Source organism: Streptomyces sp. NPDC058683 (assembly GCF_042716195.1).
Lineage (GTDB): Bacteria > Actinomycetota > Actinomycetes > Streptomycetales > Streptomycetaceae > Streptomyces.
Window position 1 is genome coordinate 268,711 of record NZ_JBHXSK010000003.1, and the last position, 24,671, is coordinate 293,381.

Consider the following 24,671-nt stretch of genomic DNA (forward strand, 5'->3'; position numbering starts at 1 on the left):
GCCTCAGGCGCAGGGGAGCCTCAGGTAGCGGGGACCGGGCGGCCGATCTGGTCGTGGAGTCCGAAGTGCCGTACGAACCAGGCGAAATCGTAGGGGAGCGAGGCGTTCAGCTCTTCACGGCGCCGCCAGGCACCGCGCTGTTCGAGCATGGTCAGGGCGGCTTGGATGTGGTCGGGGAATTCCAGGGCGTGCAGCCGCACCATTTCCAGGATCATTGATTCGGGCAGATGGGCGGTCCCGAACCGCAGGCAGTTGTGGACCATCGCGGTCCGCCTCGGACCGACGAACGCGGCGCATTCGTCCTCGGGCTTGAACCGGTGGGCGATCTCGATGGCGTCGGTGTGCACGATCTCGGCGCCGAAGCGCCAGGCGCGGACGCTGAACTCGGGCTCGAATCCCCCGTACTGCACCATCCCCTCGTCGTAGCCGCCGAGGCGGTCGAAGAGCGCGTGTTCGAGGACGGTGCCGGCCGAGGACGCGACGTGGACGTGGGGAGCGGGGCCGGGCAGGCTCGTGTTCCAGCGGGTTCCCATGTAGGGGATCACGAGGCGGCAGCCGTAGCCGCGCCACTGCGACGAACTGTCCCGGACGGTGACGGACAGGATCCGAGCCGGGGTGAGGAGTCGCAGTGCCTCGCGGTCCCAGCCGTCGGAGAAACGCGTGTGCGCGTCCGTCACGAAGAGGACGCGCCCGCGGGCGTGCCGGGCGGCCAGATTGCGCGCCGCGCCCACACCGAGGTGCCGGTCGGAGCGGATGACCGTCGTACGGCGCCGTGCGGGGCCGTCGGCGATCCCGGGCCGGCTTCCCGGCTCCGAGCAGTCGTCGACGACGACGATGTCCACCTCGTCCGGACCGGCGGCGGCGTCCAGGGCCGAGGCGATCGTCGCCCCGACCCTGTCGCCTTCGTCCCGTGCCGGCAGGACCACGCTGATCACGGGCGAGGCGGCTGTCACCGGCCGATGCCGCCGGTGATGGTGATCGTGTGCAGGGTGATCGTCGAGTACTCGCCCCGCCGGGCGGGGATCAGCTGCTCGGCGTCGGCCAGCCTCTGGTACGCGTCGCAGGACAGGCCGAACCGGTCGGCCAGGGCCTGGGGATCGTCGCGCAGCTCGGACAAGGTGGTGGGGTCTTCGGCCGCGGCCAGCATGATCTGCTGCAGTTTCGTGCTCAACCCGGGTTCCTTCTTCCTGTCGGTGTTCCTATCGGTGTTCCTGTCGGTGTTCCTACGGTTCTTCGGTGGCGCTTGCGGTGAACGCAGCTGCCGGTTCCCAGCGGACGGTCGGCGGCAGCCGGTCGGCGTGGGCCCGGACGCGGTCGGCGTGGGGGACGAGATCGCCGATCATCCGCCGCAGTTCCACGTCGATGGGCGCCGAGGGCCGGAATCCCAGCTCGCGCAGTTTGTTGCTGTCGGGGTTGTAGTGGTGCGCCTCCGCCTCGGCCCGTGGGTTGTCGACGGGCTCGATGCGTGCGCTGATTCCCAGCGAACGTGCGGCGTCCCGGACCAGTTCGGCGAGCCGGCCGATGGAGACCACATCGCGCAACTGGTTGAAGACGCGGTACTCGCCGGGGGCGGGCGGGTGCTCCAGGGCGAGGGTGAGGCACTGCAGGGAGTCGGCCAGCGACAGCAGGCCACGGCTCTGGGTCCCGCTCCCGTACGGGGTGATCGGGTGGCCGATCACCGCCTGGCAGCAGAACCGGTTGACCGAGGTGCCGAACGCCTCGTCGAAGTCCAGCCGGCTGCTCAGCCGTGGATCGGAGGGCGGGCACCAGCTGCCGTAGACGATGCCCTGCATGACGTCGGTGGCGGCAAGTCCCCACAGCCGGCAGGCGAAAGAGACGTTCTGGGAGTCGAAGACCTTGCTCCAGTGGTACCAGGAGCCCGCTTGCCTGGGGAAAGGCAGCCGGTCGCGGCGGCCGCGGAACTCGACCTCGAAGAACCCCTCGGGGATGTCCAGGTCCGGTGTGCCGTACTCGCCCATCGTGCCGAGCTTGACGAGAGGGGCATCGGGACAGTGCTCGCGCATCGCGAACAACAGACCCAGGGTGCCGGAGACGTTGTTGCTCTGCACGAAGTCGGCATGCTCGAAGTCGATCATCGAGTACGGCGCGGACGGGCACTCGGCGAGATGCACCACGGCATCCGGCGCGAACGCCGCCAGCGTCTCGCCCAGCTTCGGCTGATCGCGCAGATCCAGGTGCGTGAAGGACAGCGAGACGCCGCTCGCGTCACGGAACGCGGCCAGCCGCTCTCCGATCGAGGCGATCGGGACGGCACTGACCGAACCCCGCTCCGCGACCCAGGCCCGCCGCAGCATCGCGTCGACACCGGCGATCTCGTGGCCCCGGGCGGACAGATGCTGGGCCAACGGCCAACCGAGATACCCGTCGACCCCTGCGATGAACACCCGCACAGTGCCAACCCCCTTGCCGCTCCTGGACAGCAGGCAACAACTCCGCGCTCCTCCTCAGAAGAGAGCACATGCCGTCGGCCCGCTGCGCACCGGTGGAGCGGGATTCACCCGGTCGGCGGAGCGCGGAACCCTCCCGCCCCGTTCCTGACCGGCCGGGCGTACGCCGGGCCCTCGACCCCGCCCGCATGCCCCGGGCGGTTCACAGGGCCTTGCCCGGGTTGAGGATCCCGTGCGGGTCGAAGGCCTGCTTCAGGCGGCGTTGCAACGCGTGTGCGGCCGGGCCGAGTTCGTCGGCGACCCACTGTCGCTTGAGGACGCCGACGCCGTGTTCGCCGGTGAGGGTGCCGCCCAGGCGCAGGGCCAGCGCGAAGATCTCGCCGGCCGCCTCCCAGGCGGCGTCCGGCAGCCGGTCCAGGGCCGGGTCGACCACGATGATCGGATGCAGGTTGCCGTCGGCCGCGTGGGCGATGGTGAAGACGGGCACCCGGTGGCGGGCCGAGATCGCGCGGATCTCGCGGGCCGCCTCGGCGAGCCGGGAGCGGGGTACCGCGATGTCCTCGATGAGGGGACGGCCGAGGCGCTCCAGTGCGGGGAGTGCCTGGCGGCGAGCGGCGAGCAACGCGTCCGCCTCGGCCGGGTCGTCGGTCCTCCGCACGCTCGTGGCCAGCGGGGCCAGCACGTCCGCGACCGCCTTCGCCTCGGCGGCCGCCCCGGCGCCGTCGCACTGCACGATCAGCAGGGCGGCGCCGCGCTCGCGCAGGGCCGGGTCGACGGCTTCCAGCACCGGTCCGTCGACCAGTTCCGCGAGGGCCGGGACCACCCCGGCCCGGGCGATCGCGTACGACGCCTCGGCCGCCGCCTCGAAGGTGGCGAAGTACGCGGCCACGGTCGCCGTGGCGGCGGGCAGCGGGCGCAGCCGGAGCGTCGCCGAGGTGATCACCGCGAGGGTGCCCTCCGAGCCGGTCAGCAGCGCGGTGAGGTCGTAGCCGGTGACGCCCTTGACGGTACGGCGGCCGGTGGCGATCACCGTGCCGTCCGCGAGGACCGCCTCCAGGCCCAGCACGCTGTCCCGGGTCACGCCGTACTTCGCGCAGCGCAGCCCGCCCGCGTTGGTGGCGATGTTCCCGCCGATCGTCGACAGCGCCGCGCTCGCCGGGTCGGGCGCGTAGCGCAGCCCGTGCTCGCCCGCCGCGCGGTCCAGCTCCGCCGTGATCACGCCCGGTTCGACGACCGCGAGCTGGTCCTGCGGGGACAGTTCGAGGATGCGGTTCATCCCGGACAGGTCCAGGACCAGGGAACCCTCGCCGGCCGTCGCCCCGCCGGACAGGCCGGTGCCCGCGCCCCGGGCCACCACCGGCACCCGCAGCGCGTGCGCGTGCCGGAGGGTCACCGTCACCTCCTCGGTGCGCCGGGCGCGTACGACGGCCAGCGGCAGCCCCTCGGGGCGGGTGCCGGAGCGGTCGGTCGTGTGCGCGGCCAGGGTGCGCAGGTCGGTGGCCAGCCGGTCGGTGGGCAGGTCGCGGGCGAGCAGGCCGAGCAGCCGGGCGGGGGCGGTCGTGGTCGTGGTCGTGGTGGTGTCTGCGGTGGTCACGGGTTCAGGGCCTTCGTTCCGATCGCCAGCAGGGAGATGTCCTCCTGGGGTGCGTGCACCGGCGCGCACTGGATGTCGCGGAAGTGCCGCTCCAGGGGGTTGCCGCGCGCCAGCCCGGGGTTGCCGAGCAGGCGTACGGCGAGCTCGACCGCCCGCACCGCGTGCCGGTCGGCCAGCACGCGGGCGCCGAGGGCCTGTTCGGGGGTGTACGAGGGCTCGGCCGCGTCGACCCTGGCGGCCCCGTCGAACACCAGCTGTTCGGCGGCCGCGAGCAGGACCTCGATCTCGCCGGCGGCCTTGCGGAAGCGTTCCGTACGGGCCACCGGGTGCCCGAGGTTGGCGGGCACCCGCGTCCGCGCGAACGTGTGGAAGAAGGCCTGCGCCGCCCGGGCCACGCCCAGGTACAGCGCCGCCAGCGGCAGGTGCAGGGAGGCTCCCGCGCGGTTGTCCTGCTCGGCGGCGGGGCCGTGCGGGCCGATGCCGATGACGTGCTCGTACGGCACCTCGACGCCCCGGAACGTCACGTCGTGGCTGCCGCTCGCCCGCAGCCCCAACTGGTCCCAGCGGCCGGTGATCCCGATGCCGGGTGAGCCGCCCGGCACCAGGAAGGTGCCCACCCTCGGCTCCGGTTCGTCGGTCGTCGCCCACACCAGGAACCAGTCCAGGCCCTCCGCGCCGGTCACGAACCTCTTGGTGCCGCTGATGGACCAGCCGTCCGGGGTGCGCCGGGCGAGGGTGGCCGGCAGGCCGCCTCGTGCGGGCGAGCCGAGTTCGGGCTCCACGCGCGCGTGGTTGACGAGAACCGGCCGCTCCCGGGACTCCTTCAGCACGCGCGCGTACAGCTCCTGCGGCCAGTGCGGGCGGGCCGCCTGCCGGGCGTGGGTGGCGAGGGTCATCGCCGTGATCAGGGCCACGGACGGGTCGCCCTGGCCGATGGTGTGCAGGATGCGTGCCGTCTGCTCGACACCGGCGCCCTGGCCGCCGTACTGCCGGCCGATCGTCGCGGTCAGCCAGCCCGCCTCGTGGACCAGTTCGAGGGACGAGGAGGGAAACGCGCCGGAACGGTCGTACTCGGCCGCCAGTTCGGCTATGCGGTCGACGGTCACAGGGCCTTCTTCAGGTCGGTGTCGAGGGCAGTGGTCCAGAAGGACTTCACGTCCAGGTGCGCGGAGAGGGCGCCCAGCTCCGTGAAGGCGTCGGCCACCTGCTGCTCGGAGGCGATCGCCGTGTCGTCGACCGTGCGGGCCCGGGTGGGGCGCTGCTTCTGCTGCGCGGTCAGGTCGTGTTCGGCCTGGGTGACCGGCTGGTGGGTGTTCTGGGCGACGACCTTGGCGAAGCCGGCCTCGCGGCCGTCGCGGACGTAGGCGTACGCCTTGCTGATCCGGGCGATCAGGTCGGCCGCCGCGGCCTTCTGCGCGGAGCTGCCCAGCACGCTGTCGCGGGCCGACCAGAGGAAGTTGCCGGAGAGGATGTCCGCGCCGGAGCCGACGGTCGTGGCGCCCTGCTGGTGGGCGGTGATGATCGAGGTGCCGTAGGAGGCGAAGGCGTCGATGGAGCCGCCGTTGAGGGCGGCCAGGCCGTCGTTGGGGAGGAGGGGCTTGGCGTCGATGTCGGACCACTTCAGGCCGGCCCGCTTCAGCAGCTCGTAGAGGAAGTAGTGGGCGGTGGTGTTCTTGACGTAGCCGACCCTCTTGCCCTTCAGGCCCGCGATGTCGCTCACCTTCGAGTCCTTGGGGACGACGACCTCCTGGTTGAGGGTCGAGCCCCGCTGGACGGCCACGACCTTGAAGTTCGGTCCCCCGTCGGCGGCCGAGAAGACCGGCGGGATCTCGCTGGAGGCGGCGAGGTCCAGGGCTCCGGCGCGGACGGCCTGGAGCTGCTGGTCGCCGCCCTGGAACACGCTCCACTTCACCTGGTAGGGGGTGTCGTCGAGGTGGGCGAACTTCAGGACCGCCTCCTCGACCTTCCAGCCGGTGGCGCCGACGCGGAGGGTGACGTCGTTCTCGGAGTCGGCCTGCGCGTTGCCGCCGCAGGCCGCGGCGAAGGGCAGCAGGAGGGCGGTGAGCAGGGCGGCGGGCGCGCGCAGGGCGCGGCGGAACAACACGGGGTCTCCATGGGGTGCTCGCAGGGTTCTACGGAGGTCAGGCGGCGGGGGCGGTCGCGGCGCGGTGGGCCAGTTCCTGGCGGACCAGGGGGAGGATGTGCCGGGCGTAGTCGATGGCGTCGTTGAGCGGGTCGTAGCCGCGGATCGACAGCAGGTCGCAGCCGATGTCGACGTAGTCGAGGAGTGCCTGGGCGACGGTCTCGGGGGTGCCGACGAGGGCGGTGGAGGCGCCGGCCGCGTTGGTGGCGACGGCGGGGGCGGTCCACAGGCAGCGGTCGTGGACCTCGCCGCGCTCGGCGATGTCCAGCAGCCGCTGGGAGCCGACGTTGGCCGGACGGCCTGTGGTGCGGTAGTGGCGGAGCAGTTCGGTGGTGCGGGCCTGGTCCTGGAGGACACCGAGGGTGCGGTGTGCCTTCTCCCAGGCGAGTTCCTCGGTGGGGGCGATGATCGGGCGGAACGACACCCAGATCCGGGGGTGCGGGCGCCCGGCCGCGTCCGCGACCGCGTTGACGGCGGCGATCTGCTCGGCCGTCTCCTTCAGCGGCTCGCCCCACAGCCCGAAGATGTCGCCCTGCTGTCCGCCGACCCGGTAGGCGTCCTGGGAGGAGCCGCCGACGGAGATCGGGACCAGCCCGTGCACCGGCTTCACGTCCGAGTGGTAGCCCTCGAAGGTGAAGTACTTGCCGTGGTGCGAGACGGGGCCTTCGGCCTGCCAGACCTTCCTGAGGATCTGGATGTATTCGTCCGAACGCTCGTACCGCTCCGCCTTGTTGAGGTAGTCGCCCTCGCGGTGCTGCTCCTCGTCACTGCCGCCGGAGATGATGTGGAGCGTGAGCCGGCCGTCGCTGATCCGGTCCAGGGTGGCCAGGGCGCGGGCCGCGTGGGTCGGGAAGATCACGCCGGGGCGGTGGGCCAGGATCGGGCGGACGCGTTCGGTGTGGGTGGCGACGAACTGGGCGACCTGGAAGGCGTCCGGGGAGGCCGAGTGGTAGGCGACGAGGGTGTGGTCGAAGCCGCCGTCGTCCAGGGCGCGGGCGTACCTGCGCAGGTGGCCGACGTCCAGGCCGGTACGGCTGGCGGCGGCGGGACCGGAGGCCCCGGAGTCGGTGTGGACGGCGCTGATGAACTCGACGGGCATGGTGGACTCCTGTGTCGTAAAAGTCACTTGAGGAGAGAGGTGTCGGCGGACTTCGCCACGTCGACGTTCGGGTCGAGGACGCCGATGCCGTTCATGAGGTCGGCGACGCCCTGCACGGTCGTGTTCACGTCGGAGGTGATCGGCAGCACCTGGCTGTACGCGGCGGAGGCGAGGGTCCTGGCGACGGACGCGTCGGCGCCGTTGCGCTGCTCGATGGCCTTGGCGTAGGCGTCCTGGTGCGTGCTGGTCCACTTCAGGGCCGTACCGAGCCGCTTGAGGAAGTCGGTCAGCGCGGCCTTCTTCGAGGGGTCGGCGAGTGCCTTGTCGGAGGCGTTGACGAAGCCGATGCCGCTGACCCGGCCGTCCGCGCCGTCGACGAGCAGCCTGCCGCCCTGCTCCAGGCCGACGGCCTGGTAGACGCCGAAGGTGGCCCAGATCTTCACCTTCCCGGAGGCGAAGGCGGCCTGCGCGTCGGTCGGCAGCAGGTACTGCACCTGAACGTCCTTGTAGCTGAGCCCGTTCTGCTTGAGGACGTTGGCCAGCAGGTACTCCGAGACGCTGCCCCTGGCCGAGGAGACGACCACCTTCTGGCCCTTGAGGTCCTTGACGCTGTCGATGCCGGAGTCCTTGCGGACGACGATGCCGACGTGCGTGCCGTCGTTCTTGAGGGCGGCGACGTTCTTGATCTTCACCCCGCCGCTGAGCGCCTGCAGGGCGGGCAGGTCGGCGGAGTAGCCGGTGTCGGCGGCGTTCGCCTGCACGGCCTGGTAGAGCGGGGCCGCGCCCTCGAACTCGGCCCACTTCACCTTGTACTCGGCGCCTTTGAGGGCGTCGGAGGCGGCGATGATCGTCTGGAGGGTCTTGGCCTGGTCGCCGATGGTGAGGGTGACCTGCCGGCCGGCGGAGGTGTCCGCCGAGGAGTCGGCGCCGCAGGCGCTCAGCGCCAGCAGGGCGGTCATGCTCAGGGTGGCGGCGGCGATTCTGCGGATCACGACGGGGTTCCTTCCAGGGTGCGGGTCACGCCGAGCCAGGTCAGCAGGCGGGCGCGCAGGGTCACGAACTCGGGGGTGGTCAGGTCGCGGGGGCGGGGCAGGTCGACGGTGAGTTCGTGGGCGATACGGCCCTCGTCCATCACCAGCACCCGGTCGGCGAGCAGCAGGGCCTCCTCCACGTCATGGGTGACCAGCAGGACCGCGCAGCCGTGCGACTGCCAGAGCTCGGCGACGAGCTGCTGGACCCTGCCCCGGGTGAGGGCGTCCAGGGCACCGAACGGCTCGTCCAGGAGCAGCAGTTCGGGCTCCCGGACCAGGGCGCGGGCCAGCGAGACGCGCTGGGCCTGGCCGCCGGAGAGGGTCTTCGGCCACACCCCGGCACGGTCCGCGATGCCCACCTCGTCCAGCGCCTTCGCGGCGAGCGCCCGGTCGGGGCGGCCCGGCAGGCCGAGGACGACGTTGCGCCACACCTTCAGCCAGGGCAGCAGCCGCGGCGACTGGAACGCGGCACTGCGCCGCACGGGCACGGTCACCTCGCCGCCGATCTCGTCGTCGAGGCCGGCGAGGATCCGCAGCAGCGTCGACTTGCCGCAGCCGCTGTGCCCGAGCAGGGCCACGAACTCGCCCTCCCGGATGTCGAGATCGAGGTCGTGCAGGACCGTGTTGCCGTCGAAGGCCCGCGAAAGCCCCCTGATCTCCACGCTGTTGGCCATGTCTATGCCTCGCCCTCGAAGTTGGCCCGCCAGGTCAGCAGCCGGCGCGACAGGATCCGTACGGCGAAGTCGCAGGCGAGCCCGAGCAGGGCGTAGACGACGAGGCACAGCACGATCACGTCCGTGCGGAAGTACTGCTGGGCGTTGCTCATCAGATAGCCGAGGCCCGCGTCCGCGTTGATCTGCTCGGCGAAGACCAGCGCCAGCCAGGCCGTCGACAGGGCGTACCGGAGCCCCACGAGGGCGCCGGGCAGTGCGCTCGGCAGGATCACGTACGTGACGAGGCCGAGCCGGCCGAGGCCCATCATGCGGGCGGCCTCGACGAGTTGGGCGTCGGTGGAGCGGATGCCGCCGTAGATGTTGAAGTACAGGGGGTAGGTCACGCCGAGGGCGACCAGGGCGATCTTCGGGGTCTCCTCGATGCCGAACCAGACGATGAACAGCGGGATCAGACCCACCCAGGGGATCGCCCGGAACATCCCCATCGAGGAGTCGATGACGTCCTCGCCGAGCCGGAACAGCCCGGCCAGCAGGGAGAGGACGAGGGCGACCGTGGCGCCGATGAGGAAGCCGATGGCGGCCCGGCGGCCCGAGGCGGCGATGGCACGGGGCAGTTCGCCATCCTTGGTCAGGTCGACGGCCTGCTTGATCACGTCGACCGGTGAGGCGAGCACGGACTCCGGGAGGATGCCGGTGGCCGAGGCCAGGAACCAGAGCAGGACCAGGCCGACCGGTCCGGCGGCGCGGCGCACGGAACGGGGCACGGCCGGCCGACGGCCCTGCCGGACGGTGCCGCGGATCGTGACCCGCCCGGCCGTGGGCGCGGCCTGCGGCGCGGGCACGGCGGCCTTCAGCGATTCGGTCGTCATGAGGAACCCCTCGCAGCGGCGGGCGATCCGGACGGCAGCGGCCCGGACGGCGACGGACCGGACGGCAGGGATTCGGCCGGCAGGGGTTCGGCCGGCAGGGTTCCGGCGGGCAGCGGTCCCGTCGCGGCCGGGCGGTCGGGATCCGCGGACCACGCCGACCAGGAGCCGGGGAACAGGACCGCCTCGAACCCGGCGATCTCCAGCGCGGCGATCTGGTGGGCGGCGGTGACCCCGGAGCCGCAGTAGACGCCGATCCGTGTGGCCGCCCCCGCGCCCGCCTTCTCGAACCGCTCGCGCAGCGCGTCGGCCGGCAGGAAGGTGCCGTCGGCGGCGAGGTTCTCGCCGGTCGGTGCGGACACCGCCCCCGGGATGTGCCCCGCCCTGGGGTCCACCGGCTCCACCTCGCCCCGGTACCGCTCACCGGCACGCGCGTCCAGCAGCAGCCCGGTGGCGGCGAGTCCGGCGGCGCCGTCGGCGTCCGTCACGGGCAGCGCACCGGCCCGGAGTACGACGTCTCCGGGCGCCGGAGCGGCGGGGATCCCGGTCTCCAGCGGCAGTCCGGCCGCCCGCCAGGCGCCGAGGGCCCCGTCGAGGAGCGTGACGTCGGTGATCCCCGCGTACCGCAGCAGCCACCAGGCCCGTGCGGCGGCCGTGTTGCCCAGGTCGTCGTGGACCACCACGGGCCGCCCCTGCCGGACACCCCAGCGCCGTGCCGCCGCCTGCAGCCCGGCGAGGTCGGGCAGCGGATGCCGGCCGCCCTGCGGCGAAGGCGGCGCGGCCAGTTCGGTGTCGAGGTCGACGTACACCGCGCCCGGGATGTGGCCGTCGGCGTAGTGGTCGCGGCCGTGCGGGTCGCCCAGCGCCCAGCGGACGTCGAGGACGGTGGGCGGCCGGCCGGAGCCGAGCAGCTCGCGCAGTTCGGCGACGGTGGTCGTCACCCGGCGGCTCATGCGAGGCCCTCCGCGATCAGGGGCAGCTCGGGCGAGAGTCGCAGCCGTTCCAGGAACAGCACGACGGTGGCGGCGGCCGTGCGGTGCAGGGCGTCGTTGAGGACGTCGTGGCGGCCGCCGGTGAACTCCACCAGGTGCGCCGGGGAACCGGCGTAGGCCGCGCGGGCCGCCGCCGGGGGGCTGACCACGTCGTCCTTGCCGTGCAGGGCCAGCACCGGTACCCGTACCCGGTCCCAGGGCAGGCCGGGGAGGTCGGGGGTCTGGTCGAGGGCCCCGCGCCGGAAGGCGGGATCGCCGGTCAGCCGGCCCTGGTGGGTGGGGCAGCCGGTGCGCGCCTCGACCTCCGTCTCCCAACTGCCGGCCGTCCAGGGCCCGGTGGGCAGTCCGGCCAGGATCAGGGCGTCGACGCCGGGGGCCGGTTCGGCGGCCAGCTGTACGGCGTACCGGGCGCCGGTGTCCGAGCCGACCAGCACCTTGGGGCCGGGCAGGGACTCGTCCGCAAGGAGTTTGGCGGCCTCGTCGAGGACCGCCGGATCGGCGACCGGGTCGCCGAGGGCGCGGACGCGGTAGGCGTCGAAGGCGAGCCGGCGGCCGAACCGCTCGTACACACCGCCGTGTTCGCCTCGGCCGGCCAGCACGATCAGCGTGCCGCGTGCGGCGAGGCCTTCGGGTTCGTCCCAGGAGAAGGGCATAAGGGGGCAACTCCCGTTCCGGAGCAGGGGGAAGAGGAAGGAGAAGGGAAGAGAGAGGAAGAGAGAGGGGGCAGAGAAGGGGAAGAGAGGGAGAGGAGAGGCGGCCGTCACCGGCACGTGTCAGCCACGTGGCAGGCCTGGTGGGGGCGGCGGGAAGACGCGCGTACGCGCGGGTGATTCAGCGACAGCGGGCGCTGCACGCCACGCCGAAGTCGATGACTCGGCGCTGCGTCAGAAGGGCAGCCGTGGCGGTCGCGTACATGCGTCCATCATGACCGGCGGTGACCGAACGCGTCCAACGATGATTCCGCATCGAAACCGATCAGGGTTCGCGATCGGTTGAGCGAACAGCTACCGTCACCGGTATGCCCCGCCCCGTCCTCGACATCGTGGCCCTGCGCAGCCTGACCGCGGTGGCCGACTGCGGCGGCTTCCACCGCGCCGCCCGCGCGCTCGCCCTCAGCCAGTCGGCGGTCAGCCAACATGTGCGCAGGCTGGAGAAGACGCTGGGGCACCCCGTGGTCGAACGCGAGGGGCGCGGTACCCGTTTCACGCCCGAGGGGCGCCTGCTGCTCGAACAGGCCCGGCGCATCCTCGCCGTCCACGACGAGGCCGTGCGCGTGCTGCTCGACACGGACGGCGACACCGTCACCATCGGCTCCACCGAGCATGCGGCCGACCAGTTCCTGCCGCGGCTGACCGCCGCCGTCCAGGAGGTGCGGCCCGGCTGCCGGGTCCGCTACCGCATCGACCGCTCCGCGCGGCTGGTGGAGGCGGTCGAGCGGGGCAGTGTCGACGTGGCGGTGTACGTCACCGAGGCCGCCGCCACCGAGGGCACGCCCGTCGGCGGACTCCCGCTCTCCTGGCACGCCACCCCCGGCTGGCAGCGGCCCGACGCCCCCTCCCCCGTCCCGCTGGTCGCCATCGAGGAGCCCTGCGCCATCCGCCACCGGGCCATCGCCACCCTCGCCGCGCACGGTGTCCCCGCCACGGTCGTCGGCGACGCCGGCTATCTCGCGGGCGTCCTCGACATCGCCCGCACCGGCCAGGGCGTCGCTCTCATCGCCGCGGTCGGCGCGGCCCCGGACGGCCTGTCCCGGTACGGCGGCCTGCCCGCCGTCACCCCCATCCCGATGAGCGCTCTCGCCCGCCCCGGCGCCGACCCCACGACCGTACGGGCCGCGTTCGCCGCCGCGCGGGAACTGCTCGGCGGGCCGGACGCGGCCCCGGGTGTCACGGGGAGTGGATAGCGCGGCGGTGCCGGGCGAGGACGGCCTCGCGCAGGGCGCCCAGGGCCAGGGCCTGGAGCAGCGCCGACACGACGATCATGCCGACGAAGAACCGGTTCGGCGCATCCGTGACCCAGGCCGTCCTGCCGATCGCCGAGACGAGCGGGAACGCGGGGAAGGTGACCAGGGGCGCCCACAGCCAGGCGTAGTCCGTACCGGGGCCCGCCCCCTGGAGGGAGCCGACGGTGGCCTTGGCGACGACCACGGCGACCAGGCCGAGGTAGGCCGCCGAGAGGCGGTTGGCGCACATCAGGCGGACCAGTCGGACAAGGGTGCGGGCAGGGCCGGATTCCATCGTCGTCTCCCCCGGGGGCCGGTCGTCGTTTCCTGCCCCCTCCTGCATGGTCGGGGCAGGACGGTCCCCCGGTCCTGAGTATCCGTACTCAGTTGACCGAACGAATTCCCGTAATCCGGTCAGGAGTTCGCCGACAGCGCCAGCCCGTACAGCTTCTCCAGGCGCTCCCGCGACTCCTCGTCCGACGGGACGTACGCGACCATCCGCGCCCCGGACCCCGGGTTCAGCCACAGGTCCGTGTGGTCCATGGTGAGAAGACCGACGTGCTGGTTGAGGAACTGTTTGGTCCTGGTGTTGGGCAGGCCCATCACCTCGTACCGCTCCCAGTTCTCGCAGAACTCGGGGGACTCGGCCGTCAACCGCTTGACCAGCATCTTCCAGGCCGGCTCGGCGAGGTGGCCGGCCATGGCGGCGCGGAGCTTCGCGGCCATCAGACGGCGGGTCTCCTCCAGGTGCACGACGGAGCGGCGCCAGTCCGGGTTGGTGTAGACGAGGACGATGCAGTTGCGGTCCTCGGGCGGGATCGCGTCGAGGTCGCACATCAGGCGGGCGTAGGTGCGGTTGTAGGCGAGGATGTCGTAACGGCTGTTCTGGATGCAGGCCGGGATGGGCTCCAGCGCGTGCAGCATCTCCTGCAGCGCCGGGGTGACGCCCGTGCAGCTCGCGGCCGGGGTCGGGTCGACGGCTGCGGCCAGCTGGAAGAGGTGGGCGCGCTCGCTCGCGTCGAGCAGGAGGGTGCGGGCGAGGGCGTCCAGGACCTGGACGGAGACCTGGATGTCCCGGGCCTGTTCGAGCCAGGTGTACCAGGTGACGCCGACCGCGGAGAGCTGCGCGACCTCCTCGCGGCGCAGGCCGGGTGTGCGCCGGCGGGTACCGTGCGGCAGGCCCACCTGTTCCGGGGCGATCCGCTCGCGGCGGCTGCGCAGGAACGCGGCCAGTTCGCTGCGCCGGATGCCCGCGCTCCGTACCACCGGGGCCGCCGGGGCCGCCGTCTCGTGCGCCATGGTCGTCATGCCTCCAGCCTGCCGCGGACCGCATCCTGTTTCCAGGTACTTCTTCTACCAGGATAAGAAGACTCTGGTACCAGTCTGAGTGACACAGCAGGCTCATGACCATGACCGAAACCGTCACCACTCCGGCCGTACGGTCCCCGTCCACGGCACCCGCGCTCGCCGGGCTCGGACTGTTCACCGTCCTGCTGGCCGCGGCCCTGCCCCTCGTCGACTTCTTCATCGTCAACGTCGCCCTGCCCACCATCGGAACCGATCTGCACGCCGGCGAGGCCGTCCTGGAACTCGTCGTCGCCGGTTACGGCGTCGCCTACGCCGTGCTGCTCGTGCTCGGCGGCCGGCTGGGCGACCTGTTCGGGCGCCGCCGGCTCTTCCTCGCCGGCATGGCCGCCTTCGGCCTGACCTCGCTGGCCTGCGGACTCGCGCCCGGCGCCTGGTCGCTGGTGGCCGCCCGGGTCGCCCAGGGCGCCGCGGCCGCCGCGATGCTCCCGCAGGTCCTCGCCACCATCCAGGCCGCCACCAGCGGCGGCCGCCGCGCCAGGGCCATGAGCCTGTACGGCGCCACCGCCGGCCTCTCGATGGTCGCCGGGCAGATACTCGGCGGGGTGCTGGTCGCCGCCGACATCGCGGGCACCGGCTGGCGCGCCGTGTTCCTCGTCAACGTGCCGGTCGTGGTCGTCGGGCTGGTGCTCGGCGCGCGGTTCGTGCCGGAGACGCGGTCGCACAAGCCCGAGCCCGTCGACGGACCCGGCACCGTCCTGCTCGCCCTCTCCCTGCTCACCCTGCTCGCCCCGCTCACCGAGGGCCGGGCGGCGGGCTGGCCGCTGTGGACCTGGCTGTCGCTGGCCGCGTTCCCGGGGGTGGCATCCGCCTTCTACGCCGTGGAGCGCCGCGCCGACCGGGCCGGCCGTACCCCGCTGGTCCCGCCGAGCCTGTTCGCCCTCGCCTCGCTGCGCCGGGGTCTGGTGCTGATGGTGCCGTTCTCCATCGGCTTCAGCGGATTCATGTTCGTGATCGCCGTGGCCCTGCAGAGCGGGGAGCGGATGGACCCGGTCCCGGCCGGGCTGGCGCTCGCGCCGATGGCCGTCGCCTTCCTGTTCGTGTCGCTGGCCGGGCCGCGGCTGATCGCCCGGTACGGCAGCCGGGTGGTGACGGCCGGCTCGGTGCTCCAGGGGATCGGCATCGTCCTCATCACGCTGGCCGCCTGGCGGGACTGGCCGCACCTGGACTTCACCGGGCTGCTCCCCGGGGTCGCGGTCGCCGGTGCCGGTCAGGCGCTCCAACTCCCCAACGTGCTGCGGCTGGTGATGTCGGAGGTGCCGGCCGCGCGAGCCGGCGTCGGCAGCGGGGTGATGGTCACCACCCAGCAGTCCGCCCTGGCCCTGGGCGTGGCCACGCTGGGCACGCTGTTCCTCTCCCTGGTCCCGCACCAGGGCACCCGGGACGCCCTGGTCATCACCCTGCTGGTGCAGCTGGGCCTGGTGGTGCTGACCGGACTGCTCAGCCTGCGGCTGCCGCGGACGGTGGGCTGAGCGGCCCTCAGCCCGCGGGACCGCCCAGTTCGAACCACACGTTCTTGCCGGTCCCCAGCCGGGTGGTGCCCCAGCGCCGGGCCAGCCGGTTCACCAGGAACAGGCCCCGGCCGTGCTCCTCCTCGGGCGACGCCCGGCGCAGCCTGGGCAGTTGCGGCACGTCGTCGCCGACCTCGCAGCGCAGCACGTCGGTGCGCAGCAGCCGCAGGCTGATCGGCCGGGAGGCGTGCCGTACGGCGTTGGTGACGATCTCGCTGACCAGCAGCTCGGCGGTGTCGGTGAGTTCCTCCAGGCCCCAGCCGGCCAGGGCCTGCCGGGTCAGCCGGCGGGCCCGGCCGGGGCTGCCGACCTCCGGTTCGAAGGTCCAGTAGGCCACGTCGCTCGGCGCGATGCCGTCGAAGCGGGCGGCGAGCAGCGCGATGTCGTCGTCCCGGTCGCCCGGCCCGAGCATGTCGAGGACCTCGTCGCACAGCGCCTCCAGCGGGGGCGGCCGGTCGGGGCCGGTCAGCTGGGCGGTGGCGGCGAGCTTTTCGCGCAGCTGCTCGATGCCGGTCCACACGTCACGCAGCCGGGACTCCACCAGGCCGTCGGTGTACAGGAGCAGGGTCGCCCCGGCGGGGGCGTCCAGCTCGACGGCCTCGAAGTCGATGCCGCCGACGCCGATCGGGGCGCCGGGCGGCACCGCGAGGACCTCCGTCTTGCCGCCGGGGTGCAGCAGGATCGGCGGCGGATGGCCGGCGTTGGCGACGGTGATGCGGTGCGAGACCGGGTCGTAGACGACGTACAGGCAGGTCGCCATGCGGTCGGTGCCCAGCCGCTGGGCCTGCTCGTCGAGGTGGTGGAGCACCTCCTGCGGGGGCAGGTCGAGGCCGGCCAGGGTGAGCGCGGTGGTGCGCAGCTGGCCCATGACGGCCGCCGAGGTCATGGAGTGCCCCATGACGTCGCCGACGACGAGGGCCACCCGGCTCCCGGGCAGCGGGATCGCGTCGTACCAGTCGCCGCCGACGCGCGCGGTCTCGGCGGCGGGAAGATAGCGGACGGCCAGCCGGACGCCGGTGGGCCGGGGCAGGGAATGCGGCAGCATCGCGCGCTGCAGCCGGTCGGCGATGAAGGCCTCGCGGCTGTACAGCACCGCCTTGTCGACGCCGAGCGCGGTGTGGGTGGCCAGCTGGGCGGCGACCAGGAGGTCGGCGGGCTCGAACGCCGGGCGTTCCGGGCGGCGCAGGAAGACCACCGCGCCGGTGACCCGGCGGCGGCCGCGCAGCGGGGCGAGGATCGCGTGCGTACCGGCCCAGCCGTTCAACGCGCTGTCCTCGCCGACGAGTTCGCTCAGCGCGGCCCGGGTGGCCGGATCGTCGGCGAACACCGGCCGGACCCCGCGCAGCACCTCGGCGAGCGCGCCGCCGGGCACCACCTCGCTCCAGTCGCCCGCGTCCAGGTCGTCCTGCTCGTCGTCCACGGTCTCCGCCGGCCAGACCAGGCCCTCGGCGCCGGGACCCTTGATCCGGTCGGTGCGGCGCAGCCGCAGCACGGCCGGGCCCGCGGGGCGTTCGTCGCCGACCGGCAGCGGGTCGCGCAGATAGACGAGGGCCGCGTCCGAGTACGTCGGTACGGCGGCCCGGCACAGGCCGAGCACGATCTCGTCGGTGTCGAAGCCGCGGGCGATCCGGCGGGTGGCGGCGCCGACGTAGCGCAGCCGGTCCTCGTCCGGGGCCTTGGGCGTGGCGGCGGGCCGGGCCTGCGGGGCGCCGGTGTCCTCGCTCACGCCGAGCGCGGCCTGTGCCGCCAGCGCGTCGGCCAGGGCGATGTCGTCCACCACGAAGTCCTCCCGGTCCAGGCGCCGCAGGAACACCGCCACGCCCACGACGGCGTCGGGTGCGCGCAGCGGGGCGAGCAGAACCCTGTTCCCCTGCGGGAGGCGGGAAGCGGTGCCCAGCAGCTCACGGAGGGCCTCCTCGACGTCGTCCGGACCTCTGCCGTGCGCTCTGCCGCACCGCAGGAGCCCGGCCAGCGCGCCGTCGGACGGCACCGGGGCGACGGCCGGGGGTGTGCCGCCCATCAGGCCGCCGAGTTCGGCCGGCAGTCCGTCCAGTCGCAGGCGCAACGGGCCGTCCGGGTCGCGCCGTTGCTCGGCGAGGTAGACGAACACCCCGTCCGCCAGGTCCGGGACGGTCGACAGGCACAGCTCCCTGACGACCTGGGCCGCGCCCTGGGCGCGAGCGATCCGGCGGCCGGAGACGGCCAGGAAACGTTGAGGATCCGGCAGCATCGCCTCTCCGTGCCGGTGGCCGCTTCAGCTAAGGTCGCTCTCATCTTGAGCCTTGGTCAATGCCGTGTCCAGGGTTTCCGCCGGTACACCAAGTCGGGCTCGTGGTCCGAGGGTTGGCCCGGCAGCCTGGATGTACCCATGGAACGGCCTGTCCAGCGGCGGGAACCCGACCGGCCGGACACGGCTTGGCCAACTCGCTGTGAAGAAATCCCCGTTGATGTTCGTCATGCTGCACACTCCTCCCGTCGACACGTGCCGAACGGCAGATCGGGCACCGACTCGGAGGCGTCATGTCACAGATCGACTCGAGCAAGGTCAGCCGCTGGGACCAGCACGGGCGGGAACACACGGTGCAGGTGCAGCGCACCGGCGTCCAGCGCACGATCAGGTGTGACACCTGCGGCTGGCGGCAGAGCGCGCAGTTCCTGCCCTGGCTGAAGGCACAGGAGCATCTGGCCGAGGCCCACCAGGCCACCGTGGACCCCGCGGGAGCCCAGCCCTCCCGATGAGTTTCCGCCGCCGGGGAAGTCGTACACACGACCGCACCCGACGGAAGGACGACCGATGACCGTGTCCCCGCTCCATGCCATCCTGCGCCGTCGCGTCGAGGACGGAACGGTCCCCGGGGCCGTCGGGCTGGTGGCCCGGGGTGCCGACGTCGAGGTCGTGACCGTCGGGGACCTGGCTGCCGAGGGGTCCGCGCCGATGACCCGGGAGTCGATCTTCCGGATCGCGTCGGTCACCAAGCCGGTCACCGCGGCGGCGGTGCTGATGCTGGTGGACGAGGGCCGGATCGGGCTCGGCGACCCGGTGGCCGAGTGGCTCCCGGAGCTGGCGAAGCCGGTGGTGGTCCGGACGCCCGCGAGCCCCGTCGACGACGTCGTGCCGGCCGACCGCCCGGTCACCGTGGAGGACCTGCTCAGCTTCCGCGCCGGCTGGGGCCTCCCCGACGACTTCGCGCTGCCCGCCGCGCGAGCCCTGTTCGCGGTGCAGGATCACAGCCTTCCCTTCCAGGACTGGCCGGACCCGGACACCTGGCTGGGCCTGCTGGCCCAGGTGCCGATGCTGCACCAGCCGGGCGAGGCCTGGCTGTACGGCACCTCGTCCGCCCTGCAGGGCATCCTGGTCGCCCGGGTGTCGGGCCGTACCCTCCCCGACTTCCTGGCGGAGCGGATCTTCGAGCCGCTGGGCATGCGGGACACGGCGTTCGAGGTGCCGGCGTCGAAGCGGGACCGCTTCACCTCCTCCTACGCCCCCGCCGGGGACGGCACCCTGCGCCTGACGGACACCCCGGACGGCGACTACAGCCGCCTGCCGCGCTTCCCCTCGGGCGGCGGCGGCCTGGTCTCCACGGCCGACGACTGGCTGGCGTTCGCCCGGCTGCTGCTGAACGCGGGCGCCGCTCCGGACGGCCGCCGGCTCCTGTCCGCCACCTCGGTCAGCCGGATGACCACCAACCATCTGACGGCGGCCCAGCGCGAGCGCGCCGCCCTCTTCCTGGAGGGCCAGGGCTGGGGCTACGGCGGCCAGGTCGACGTCACCCCGGCCGACCCCTGGAACGTCCCCGGCCGCTACGGCTGGGTCGGCGGCACCGGCACCACCGCGCACCTGGTCCCCGCCACCGGCACGGTCACGGTCCTGCTGACCCAGGTGGCCATGACGGGCCCGACGCCGCCCCCGCTGATGCGGGACTTCTGGCGGGTCACGGCCTAACCCGTCCGTTACTGCATTCGGGTGATGGTGCGGGGAGGAATCACGAGGTCAGCACACATATCGCCACCTGCGGACTTTACCGGAGCAAGGGGTGGCCCCCACCGCTTGCGGAACCTCCCGGGTCGCCGTCGCGGGCGGCCCGGCCAAGCCTGGATGAGTCCCCCGTCCTCGTCGACAGGAGCTCTGCCATGCACCGCATCCACCGCCCGGTGTCCCGGGCCCTCGCCGCCGGCGCCCTCTCCCTGGCCCTGTTGTCGGCCGGTACCGCCGGCGCCTTCGCCGCGGAGGCCAAACCGAGCCCCTCGCCCAGCAGCCCCAGGCCGAAGCCGAGCCCTACCCCCAGCAGCCCCCGGCCGAAGCCGAGCCCGTCCATGTCCGCCATGGGGTCGATCACGATCAGGGCGAGCAAGACCTCGGTCAAGGCCGGTGACCCGGTGACCTTCACCGGTCGCACCCAGGGCCTGAGGATCGGCACGCCGCTGGTGCTCCAGCACCAGAACCACGGCAAGTGGATCCCGCTCAGGGCGAGCGTCAAGGTCAAGAGCGGCAGCGCCTACTCGCTGACCGCGAAGATCAACACCAAGGGCACCGAGCATCTGCGGATCGCGGCCGGCCAGGCCCACTCCCCCACGGTCACCGTCAAGGTGAACTGAGGCCGCGCAGCAGCAGATCCACCAGCGAGGCGAAGTCCGCCTCGGCCTCCGGCCGCACCCACTCGCGGGCGTAGCCCGGGTCGTGGAAGCGGCCGGTGGCCTGGAAGACGACCCGGGCCGCCGCGGCGGGGTCGGACACGGTGAAGGCTCCCGTGCCGGCCCCGTCCCGGAGGATCTCGGCGAGCTGCCCGGTCAGGTCGTCGATGTGCTCGGTGACCGCCGGACCGTTCTCGTCGACCAGCACCATGTAGGTGGCGAACAGCTCCGGGTCATCGCCCGCCTTGCGGCGCTTGGCGTCGAAGAGCGCCCAAAGCCAGTCGCGCAGCCGCTCCTTCGGAGCGCGGTCCTCGGCCACGATGACGGACAGCACCAGCGAGGTGCGGTCCAGCCACCGCTTGGTCACCGCCTCGCGCAGCGCCGCCTTGGTCCGGAAGTGCCGGTAGACACTGCCGTGGCTGACGCCGAGCGCGCGGGCCACGTCCACCACGGTGGCCTTGGCCGGGCCGTGGCGGCGCAGCACCTCCTCGGTCGCCTCGAGGATGCGCTCGGCGGTCAGGGCCGGGGTCGGGGTCGGGGAGGTCGCTGCCATGGCCTAGACGGTACCCGGCGCCGCGATCAGTGCTCGGTGCCGAGATGGCTCATCTGCGCGGCCGGGTAGCGGGTGCCCGCCGCCGCGTCCGCCGGTACCGCCTCCTCGATCGCCGCCAGGTCGGCCGCGTCCAGCGTGACGTCCAGCGCGCCCAGCGACTCGGCGAGCCGCTCGCGGGTGCGGGCGCCGACGAGGGGCACGATGTCATCGCCGCGGGAGAGCACCCAGGCGATGGCGATCTGCGCGACGGTCACGCCCTTCTCGTCGGCGATCTTGCGCAGCGCCTCCACGAGGTCGAGGTTGTGGTGGAGGTTCTCGCCCTGGAAGCGGGGCGAGTAGGCCCGGAAGTCGCCCGCGCCCAGCTGCCGGTCGCGGGTGTAGTGGCCGGAGATCAGGCCCCGGGAGAGCACGCCGTAGGCGGTGATGCCGATGCCCAGCTCACGGGTGGTGGGCAGGATCTCCCGCTCGATGTCGCGGGTGATGATCGCGTACTCGATCTGCAGGTCGGAGACGGGCGCGGTGGCGGCGGCCCGGCGGATGTTGTCCGCGGAGGCCTCGCTGAGGCCGATGTGCCGGACGTATCCCTGCTCGACCAGTTCGGCGATCGCGCCGACCGTCTCCTCGATCGGCACGTCCGGGTCGACGCGGGCGATCCGGTAGACGTCGATGTGGTCGACGCCGAGGCGCTGGAGGGAGTAGGCGGCGAAGTTCTTCACGGCCTGCGGGCGGCCGTCGTAGGCGTTCCAGCCGCCGGCCGGGTCGCGCAGGGCGCCGAACTTGACGCTGGTCAGGGCGTTTTCACGGAGGGCGGCGGGGGCGGTGCGCAGGGCCTCGCCGACCAGCATCTCGTTGTGGCCCATGGCGTAGAAGTCGCCGGTGTCGAGGAGCGTCACGCCGGCGTCGAGGGCGGCGTGGACGGTGGCGATCGACTCGGCGCGGTCGGCCTCGCCGTAGAGGGCGGACATGCCCATGCAGCCGAGGCCGAGGGCCGAGGAGCGGGGGCCGGTGGTTCCGAGGGAGCGCGTGTGCATCGTCATGGCTCCACCTTGGCATGACAGCTGACAGAATTCAATTTCTGTCATTCCATACTTGTCGCCACACCCATCGCCATACGCGTCGCCGGGTGAGCCCGTTTCTGGTCCAGACCTATTGACGAGAGGTCTGGACCACGAGCACTGTCATGGCTACGACACCTCGCCGCACCCCCACCGGGAGGATCCGTATGTTCCGCCGCACCCTCGGCCTGCTCACCGCCGCCCTGGCGACCGCCGCGCTCACCCAGCTCCCCGCCGCCGCCCCCGCCTCCGCCGCCGACACCTGCGCGGTGAAGTCACGGCCCGCCGGGAAGGTCCTGCAGGGCTACTGGGAGAACTGGGACGGCTCCGCCAACGGCGTCCACCCGCCCTTCGGCTGGACCCCGATCACCAACTCCGCGATCGCCACGCACGGTTACAACGTGATCAACGCGGCCTTCCCGGTCATCCGTTCCGACGGAACGGCCCTGTGGGAGGACGGCATGGACGCGGGCGTGAAGGTGGCGACACCGGCGGAGATGTGCGCGGCGAAGGCCTCCGGCCAGACGATCCTGATGTCGATCGGCGGCGCGGCGGCGGGCATCGACCTCAGCTCGACCACCGTGGCCGACAAGTTCGTCTCGACGATCGTCCCGATCCTGAAGAAGTACAACTTCGACGGCATCGACATCGACATCGAGACCGGCCTGGTGGGCAGCGGGTCGATCACCCAGCTCTCCACCTCGCAGGCCAACCTGGTCCGCATCATCGACGGGATCCTCGCCCAGATGCCGGCGGGCTTCGGCCTGACGATGGCCCCGGAGACGGCCTACGTCACCGGCGGCAGCATCACCTACGGCTCGATCTGGGGCGCCTACCTGCCGATCGTGAAGAAGTACGCCGACAACGGCCGGCTGTGGTGGCTCAACATGCAGTACTACAACGGCAGCATGTACGGCTGCTCCGGCGACTCCTACTCGGCGGGCACGGTGGCCGGCTTCACCGCCCAGACCGACTGCCTCAACAAGGGCCTGGTCGTGCAGGGTACGACGATCAAGGTGCCGTACGACAAGCAGGTGCCGGGGCTGCCCGCGCAGTCCGGCGCGGGCGGCGGCTACATGTCACCGAGCCTGGTCGCACAGGCCTGGAACCACTACGGCACGTCCCTCAAGGGCCTGATGACCTGGTCGCTCAACTGGGACGGCTCGAAGAACTGGACCTTCGGCGACAACGTGAAGGCACTGCAGCACCGCTGAGCCCATAAACGCCGATTCCCCGCGCCCCGAAGGGGCGCGGGGAACTGCGCGACCAGCCACGCACGACCCGCAGCCGGCACCTCACACAAGCCAGGCAGACGCCGACCCGCTCAAACTCCTAGCACCCGACGAGGCGCCCCGCGAGGTACCCCTCGATCTGGTCCAGCGAGATCCGCTCCTGCTTCATCGAGTCACGCTCGCGGACCGTCACCGCGTTGTCCTCGAGCGTGTCGAAGTCGACGGTCACGCAGTACGGCGTGCCGATCTCGTCCTGGCGGCGGTAGCGGCGGCCGATGGCGCCGGCGTCGTCGAACTCGATGTTCCAGTTCTGCCGCAGGGCGGCGGCCAGCCCCTTGGCCTTCGGGGACAGCTCGGGGTTGCGGGACAGCGGCAGGACCGCGACCTTCACCGGCGCCAGGCGGTGGTCCAGGCGCAGCACCGTGCGCTTCTCCAGCTTGCCCTTGGCGTTGGGCGCCTCGTCCTCGACGTAGGCGTCGAGCAGGAACGCCAGCATCGCGCGGCCGACACCGGCCGCCGGCTCGATGACGTACGGCGTCCAGCGCTCCCCGGCCTCCTGGTCGAAGTAGGAGAGGTCCTGGCCGGAGGCCTTGGAGTGGGCGCCCAGGTCGTAGTCGGTGCGGTTGGCGACGCCCTCCAGCTCACCCCACTCGTTGCCGCCGAACTGGAAGCGGTACTCGATGTCGGCGGTGCGCTTGGAGTAGTGGGAGAGCTTCTCCTTCGGGTGGTCGTACCACCGCATGTTCTCCTCGCGCAGGCCCAGGCCGGTGTACCAGTTCCAGCGCTGCTCCATCCAGTACTCCTGCCACTTCTCGTCCTCGCCCGGCTTGACGAAGAACTCCATCTCCATCTGCTCGAACTCGCGGGTGCGGAAGATGAAGTTGCCGGGCGTGATCTCGTTGCGGAAGGACTTGCCCATCTGCGCGATGCCGAACGGCGGCTTGCGGCGCGAGGTGGTCTGCACCTGGGCGAAGTTGGTGAAGATGCCCTGCGCGGTCTCGGGGCGCAGGTAGGCGACGGAACCGCTGTCCTGGGTCGGGCCGAGGTGCGTCGACAGCAGACCCGAGAACTGCTTGGGCTCGGTGAACTGGCCCTTGTTGCCGCAGTTCGGGCAGTTCACGTCGGCCAGGCCGTTCTCCGGGAGGCGGTTGTGCTTGGCCTCGTAGGCCTCCTCCAGGTGGTCCGCGCGGAACCGCTTGTGGCAGGCGGTGCACTCGGTCAGCGGGTCCGTGAAGGTGGCGACATGACCGGAGGCCACCCAGACCTCCGGGGCCAGGATGACGGACGAGTCGATACCGACCACGTCCTCGCGCGACGTCACCATGTAGCGCCACCACTGGCGCTTCAGGTTCTCCTTGAGCTCGACACCCAGCGGCCCGTAGTCCCAGGCGGCACGCTGACCGCCGTAGATCTCACTGCACGGGAATACGAAGCCACGGCGCTTGCTCAGGCTGACGATGGTGTCGATCTTGTCGGCGGCCACGGTGCTCTCTTCATTACGACGACGGGCGACGAAGCGAGATGCTTCAGAGCGAATGCTTCAGGTTACCGGCGGGGGCTCCCCCTCGACCAAA

General features: G+C 72.3%; 24 protein-coding genes. 6 read left to right on the forward strand and 18 right to left on the reverse strand.

The features are described from left to right. Positions 1-20: 20 nt before the first annotated feature. The 12 genes from ACFWXC_RS04970 to ACFWXC_RS05025 all read right to left on the reverse strand — a co-directional run bounded on the left by ACFWXC_RS04970 (position 21) and on the right by ACFWXC_RS05025 (position 11,460). Positions 21-953: a glycosyltransferase family 2 protein gene (locus ACFWXC_RS04970; RefSeq protein WP_384473169.1), complete on the reverse strand. Its 933-nt coding sequence runs from the start codon at positions 951-953 to the stop codon at positions 21-23. Beyond that, on the reverse strand, positions 950-1,171 hold the full coding sequence (locus ACFWXC_RS04975; RefSeq protein ID WP_384473172.1) for a hypothetical protein: 222 nt from the start codon (positions 1,169-1,171) through the stop codon (positions 950-952). Before ACFWXC_RS04975 ends, ACFWXC_RS04970 begins: the two co-directional genes overlap by 4 nt. A gap of 52 nt (positions 1,172-1,223) precedes the next feature. Next, positions 1,224-2,405 (reverse strand): NAD-dependent epimerase/dehydratase family protein, encoded by a 1,182-nt coding sequence (locus ACFWXC_RS04980; protein WP_384473174.1) that lies wholly within the window; start codon positions 2,403-2,405, stop codon positions 1,224-1,226. A gap of 205 nt (positions 2,406-2,610) precedes the next feature. Next, positions 2,611-4,002: an FAD-binding oxidoreductase gene (locus ACFWXC_RS04985; RefSeq protein ID WP_384473177.1), complete on the reverse strand. Its 1,392-nt coding sequence runs from the start codon at positions 4,000-4,002 to the stop codon at positions 2,611-2,613. After that, entirely contained in the window at positions 3,999-5,108 is a 1,110-nt protein-coding gene (locus tag ACFWXC_RS04990) for an acyl-CoA dehydrogenase family protein (protein WP_384473179.1), read from the reverse strand. The genes ACFWXC_RS04985 and ACFWXC_RS04990 overlap by 4 nt, the downstream gene beginning before the upstream one ends. Next, positions 5,105-6,106 carry an ABC transporter substrate-binding protein gene (locus ACFWXC_RS04995; protein WP_384473183.1) on the reverse strand — a complete coding sequence of 334 codons (1,002 nt, stop codon included), beginning with the start codon at positions 6,104-6,106 and terminating at the stop codon, positions 5,105-5,107. The genes ACFWXC_RS04990 and ACFWXC_RS04995 overlap by 4 nt, the downstream gene beginning before the upstream one ends. Before the next feature lie 37 nt (positions 6,107-6,143). Next, complete coding sequence (locus ACFWXC_RS05000; protein WP_384473186.1) at positions 6,144-7,244, reverse strand: LLM class flavin-dependent oxidoreductase; 1,101 nt, start codon at positions 7,242-7,244, stop codon at positions 6,144-6,146. Between the two features lie 23 nt (positions 7,245-7,267). Further along, a complete protein-coding gene (locus ACFWXC_RS05005) occupies positions 7,268-8,236 on the reverse strand; it encodes an ABC transporter substrate-binding protein (RefSeq protein WP_384473189.1) in 969 nt (322 codons plus the stop codon). Then, complete coding sequence (locus ACFWXC_RS05010; RefSeq protein ID WP_384473192.1) at positions 8,233-8,949, reverse strand: ABC transporter ATP-binding protein; 717 nt, start codon at positions 8,947-8,949, stop codon at positions 8,233-8,235. The genes ACFWXC_RS05005 and ACFWXC_RS05010 overlap by 4 nt, the downstream gene beginning before the upstream one ends. Positions 8,950-8,951: 2 nt before the next feature. Continuing rightward, complete coding sequence (locus ACFWXC_RS05015; RefSeq protein ID WP_384473195.1) at positions 8,952-9,818, reverse strand: ABC transporter permease; 867 nt, start codon at positions 9,816-9,818, stop codon at positions 8,952-8,954. After that, a complete protein-coding gene (locus ACFWXC_RS05020) occupies positions 9,815-10,768 on the reverse strand; it encodes a sulfurtransferase (RefSeq protein ID WP_384473198.1) in 954 nt (317 codons plus the stop codon). The genes ACFWXC_RS05015 and ACFWXC_RS05020 overlap by 4 nt, the downstream gene beginning before the upstream one ends. Then, on the reverse strand, positions 10,765-11,460 hold the full coding sequence (locus ACFWXC_RS05025; RefSeq protein ID WP_384473201.1) for an alpha/beta hydrolase: 696 nt from the start codon (positions 11,458-11,460) through the stop codon (positions 10,765-10,767). Before ACFWXC_RS05025 ends, ACFWXC_RS05020 begins: the two co-directional genes overlap by 4 nt. Before the next feature lie 365 nt (positions 11,461-11,825). Between ACFWXC_RS05025 and ACFWXC_RS05030 the strand changes: the two genes are divergently transcribed. Then, on the forward strand, positions 11,826-12,710 hold the full coding sequence (locus ACFWXC_RS05030; RefSeq protein ID WP_384473204.1) for a LysR family transcriptional regulator: 885 nt from the start codon (positions 11,826-11,828) through the stop codon (positions 12,708-12,710). Here ACFWXC_RS05030 and ACFWXC_RS05035 read toward each other — a convergent pair. Together ACFWXC_RS05035 and ACFWXC_RS05040 are read right to left on the reverse strand one after the other, a co-directional pair. Beyond that, a complete protein-coding gene (locus tag ACFWXC_RS05035; protein WP_384473207.1) occupies positions 12,694-13,044 on the reverse strand; it encodes an SCO4225 family membrane protein in 351 nt (116 codons plus the stop codon). The genes ACFWXC_RS05030 and ACFWXC_RS05035 overlap by 17 nt on opposite strands. Positions 13,045-13,163: 119 nt before the next feature. Beyond that, positions 13,164-14,057, reverse strand: a complete 894-nt coding sequence (locus ACFWXC_RS05040; RefSeq protein ID WP_384473210.1) for a helix-turn-helix transcriptional regulator — start codon at positions 14,055-14,057, stop codon at positions 13,164-13,166. A 101-nt stretch (positions 14,058-14,158) separates the two neighbouring features. Between ACFWXC_RS05040 and ACFWXC_RS05045 the strand changes: the two genes are divergently transcribed. Further along, complete coding sequence (locus ACFWXC_RS05045; RefSeq protein WP_384473213.1) at positions 14,159-15,586, forward strand: MFS transporter; 1,428 nt, start codon at positions 14,159-14,161, stop codon at positions 15,584-15,586. A gap of 7 nt (positions 15,587-15,593) precedes the next feature. Here the strand turns inward: ACFWXC_RS05045 and ACFWXC_RS05050 are convergent, their stop codons facing one another. Further along, positions 15,594-17,855 (reverse strand): SpoIIE family protein phosphatase, encoded by a 2,262-nt coding sequence (locus tag ACFWXC_RS05050; RefSeq protein ID WP_384473217.1) that lies wholly within the window; start codon positions 17,853-17,855, stop codon positions 15,594-15,596. Positions 17,856-18,145: 290 nt separating this feature from the next. On the opposite strand from ACFWXC_RS05050, the gene ACFWXC_RS05055 reads away from it, so the two are divergent. The 3 genes from ACFWXC_RS05055 to ACFWXC_RS05065 all read left to right on the forward strand — a co-directional run bounded on the left by ACFWXC_RS05055 (position 18,146) and on the right by ACFWXC_RS05065 (position 20,221). Further along, on the forward strand, positions 18,146-18,364 hold the full coding sequence (locus tag ACFWXC_RS05055) for a hypothetical protein (RefSeq protein WP_384473220.1): 219 nt from the start codon (positions 18,146-18,148) through the stop codon (positions 18,362-18,364). 61 nt (positions 18,365-18,425) lie between these two features. Beyond that, entirely contained in the window at positions 18,426-19,568 is a 1,143-nt protein-coding gene (locus ACFWXC_RS05060) for a serine hydrolase domain-containing protein (RefSeq protein WP_384473438.1), read from the forward strand. A gap of 188 nt (positions 19,569-19,756) precedes the next feature. Next, complete coding sequence (locus ACFWXC_RS05065; RefSeq protein WP_384473223.1) at positions 19,757-20,221, forward strand: hypothetical protein; 465 nt, start codon at positions 19,757-19,759, stop codon at positions 20,219-20,221. Here ACFWXC_RS05065 and ACFWXC_RS05070 read toward each other — a convergent pair. Together ACFWXC_RS05070 and ACFWXC_RS05075 are read right to left on the reverse strand one after the other, a co-directional pair. Next, positions 20,208-20,810 carry a TetR family transcriptional regulator gene (locus ACFWXC_RS05070; RefSeq protein WP_384473226.1) on the reverse strand — a complete coding sequence of 201 codons (603 nt, stop codon included), beginning with the start codon at positions 20,808-20,810 and terminating at the stop codon, positions 20,208-20,210. The two genes, ACFWXC_RS05065 and ACFWXC_RS05070, sit on opposite strands and share 14 nt — an antisense overlap. Before the next feature lie 26 nt (positions 20,811-20,836). Next, the gene (locus ACFWXC_RS05075) at positions 20,837-21,847 is read right to left on the reverse strand and encodes an aldo/keto reductase (RefSeq protein ID WP_384473228.1); all 1,011 of its coding nucleotides are present in this window, start codon (positions 21,845-21,847) and stop codon (positions 20,837-20,839) included. Between the two features lie 185 nt (positions 21,848-22,032). Between ACFWXC_RS05075 and ACFWXC_RS05080 the strand changes: the two genes are divergently transcribed. Next, on the forward strand, positions 22,033-23,079 hold the full coding sequence (locus tag ACFWXC_RS05080; protein ID WP_384473231.1) for a chitinase: 1,047 nt from the start codon (positions 22,033-22,035) through the stop codon (positions 23,077-23,079). A gap of 118 nt (positions 23,080-23,197) precedes the next feature. Here the strand turns inward: ACFWXC_RS05080 and ACFWXC_RS05085 are convergent, their stop codons facing one another. Further along, positions 23,198-24,580 (reverse strand): glycine--tRNA ligase, encoded by a 1,383-nt coding sequence (locus ACFWXC_RS05085; protein WP_384473234.1) that lies wholly within the window; start codon positions 24,578-24,580, stop codon positions 23,198-23,200. Positions 24,581-24,671 lie beyond the last annotated feature (91 nt).

Excerpts from the sequence above, each read along its gene's own strand:
- ACFWXC_RS05080 (WP_384473231.1), top strand. The coding sequence starts at position 22,033 with ATGTTCCGCCGCACCCTCGGCCTGCTCACCGCCGCCCTGGCGACCGCC.
- ACFWXC_RS05025 (WP_384473201.1), bottom strand. The coding sequence starts at position 11,460 with ATGCCCTTCTCCTGGGACGAACCCGAAGGCCTCGCCGCACGCGGCACG.
- ACFWXC_RS05020 (WP_384473198.1), bottom strand. The coding sequence starts at position 10,768 with ATGAGCCGCCGGGTGACGACCACCGTCGCCGAACTGCGCGAGCTGCTC.
- ACFWXC_RS05050 (WP_384473217.1), bottom strand. The coding sequence starts at position 17,855 with ATGCTGCCGGATCCTCAACGTTTCCTGGCCGTCTCCGGCCGCCGGATC.
- ACFWXC_RS05000 (WP_384473186.1), bottom strand. The coding sequence starts at position 7,244 with ATGCCCGTCGAGTTCATCAGCGCCGTCCACACCGACTCCGGGGCCTCC.
- ACFWXC_RS05055 (WP_384473220.1), top strand. The coding sequence starts at position 18,146 with ATGTCACAGATCGACTCGAGCAAGGTCAGCCGCTGGGACCAGCACGGG.
- ACFWXC_RS05045 (WP_384473213.1), top strand. The coding sequence starts at position 14,159 with ATGACCGAAACCGTCACCACTCCGGCCGTACGGTCCCCGTCCACGGCA.
- ACFWXC_RS05040 (WP_384473210.1), bottom strand. The coding sequence starts at position 14,057 with ATGACGACCATGGCGCACGAGACGGCGGCCCCGGCGGCCCCGGTGGTA.
- ACFWXC_RS05010 (WP_384473192.1), bottom strand. The coding sequence starts at position 8,949 with ATGGCCAACAGCGTGGAGATCAGGGGGCTTTCGCGGGCCTTCGACGGC.
- ACFWXC_RS05070 (WP_384473226.1), bottom strand. The coding sequence starts at position 20,810 with ATGGCAGCGACCTCCCCGACCCCGACCCCGGCCCTGACCGCCGAGCGC.
- ACFWXC_RS05065 (WP_384473223.1), top strand. The coding sequence starts at position 19,757 with ATGCACCGCATCCACCGCCCGGTGTCCCGGGCCCTCGCCGCCGGCGCC.
- ACFWXC_RS05015 (WP_384473195.1), bottom strand. The coding sequence starts at position 9,818 with ATGACGACCGAATCGCTGAAGGCCGCCGTGCCCGCGCCGCAGGCCGCG.
- ACFWXC_RS05075 (WP_384473228.1), bottom strand. The coding sequence starts at position 21,847 with ATGACGATGCACACGCGCTCCCTCGGAACCACCGGCCCCCGCTCCTCG.
- ACFWXC_RS05030 (WP_384473204.1), top strand. The coding sequence starts at position 11,826 with ATGCCCCGCCCCGTCCTCGACATCGTGGCCCTGCGCAGCCTGACCGCG.
- ACFWXC_RS05035 (WP_384473207.1), bottom strand. The coding sequence starts at position 13,044 with ATGGAATCCGGCCCTGCCCGCACCCTTGTCCGACTGGTCCGCCTGATG.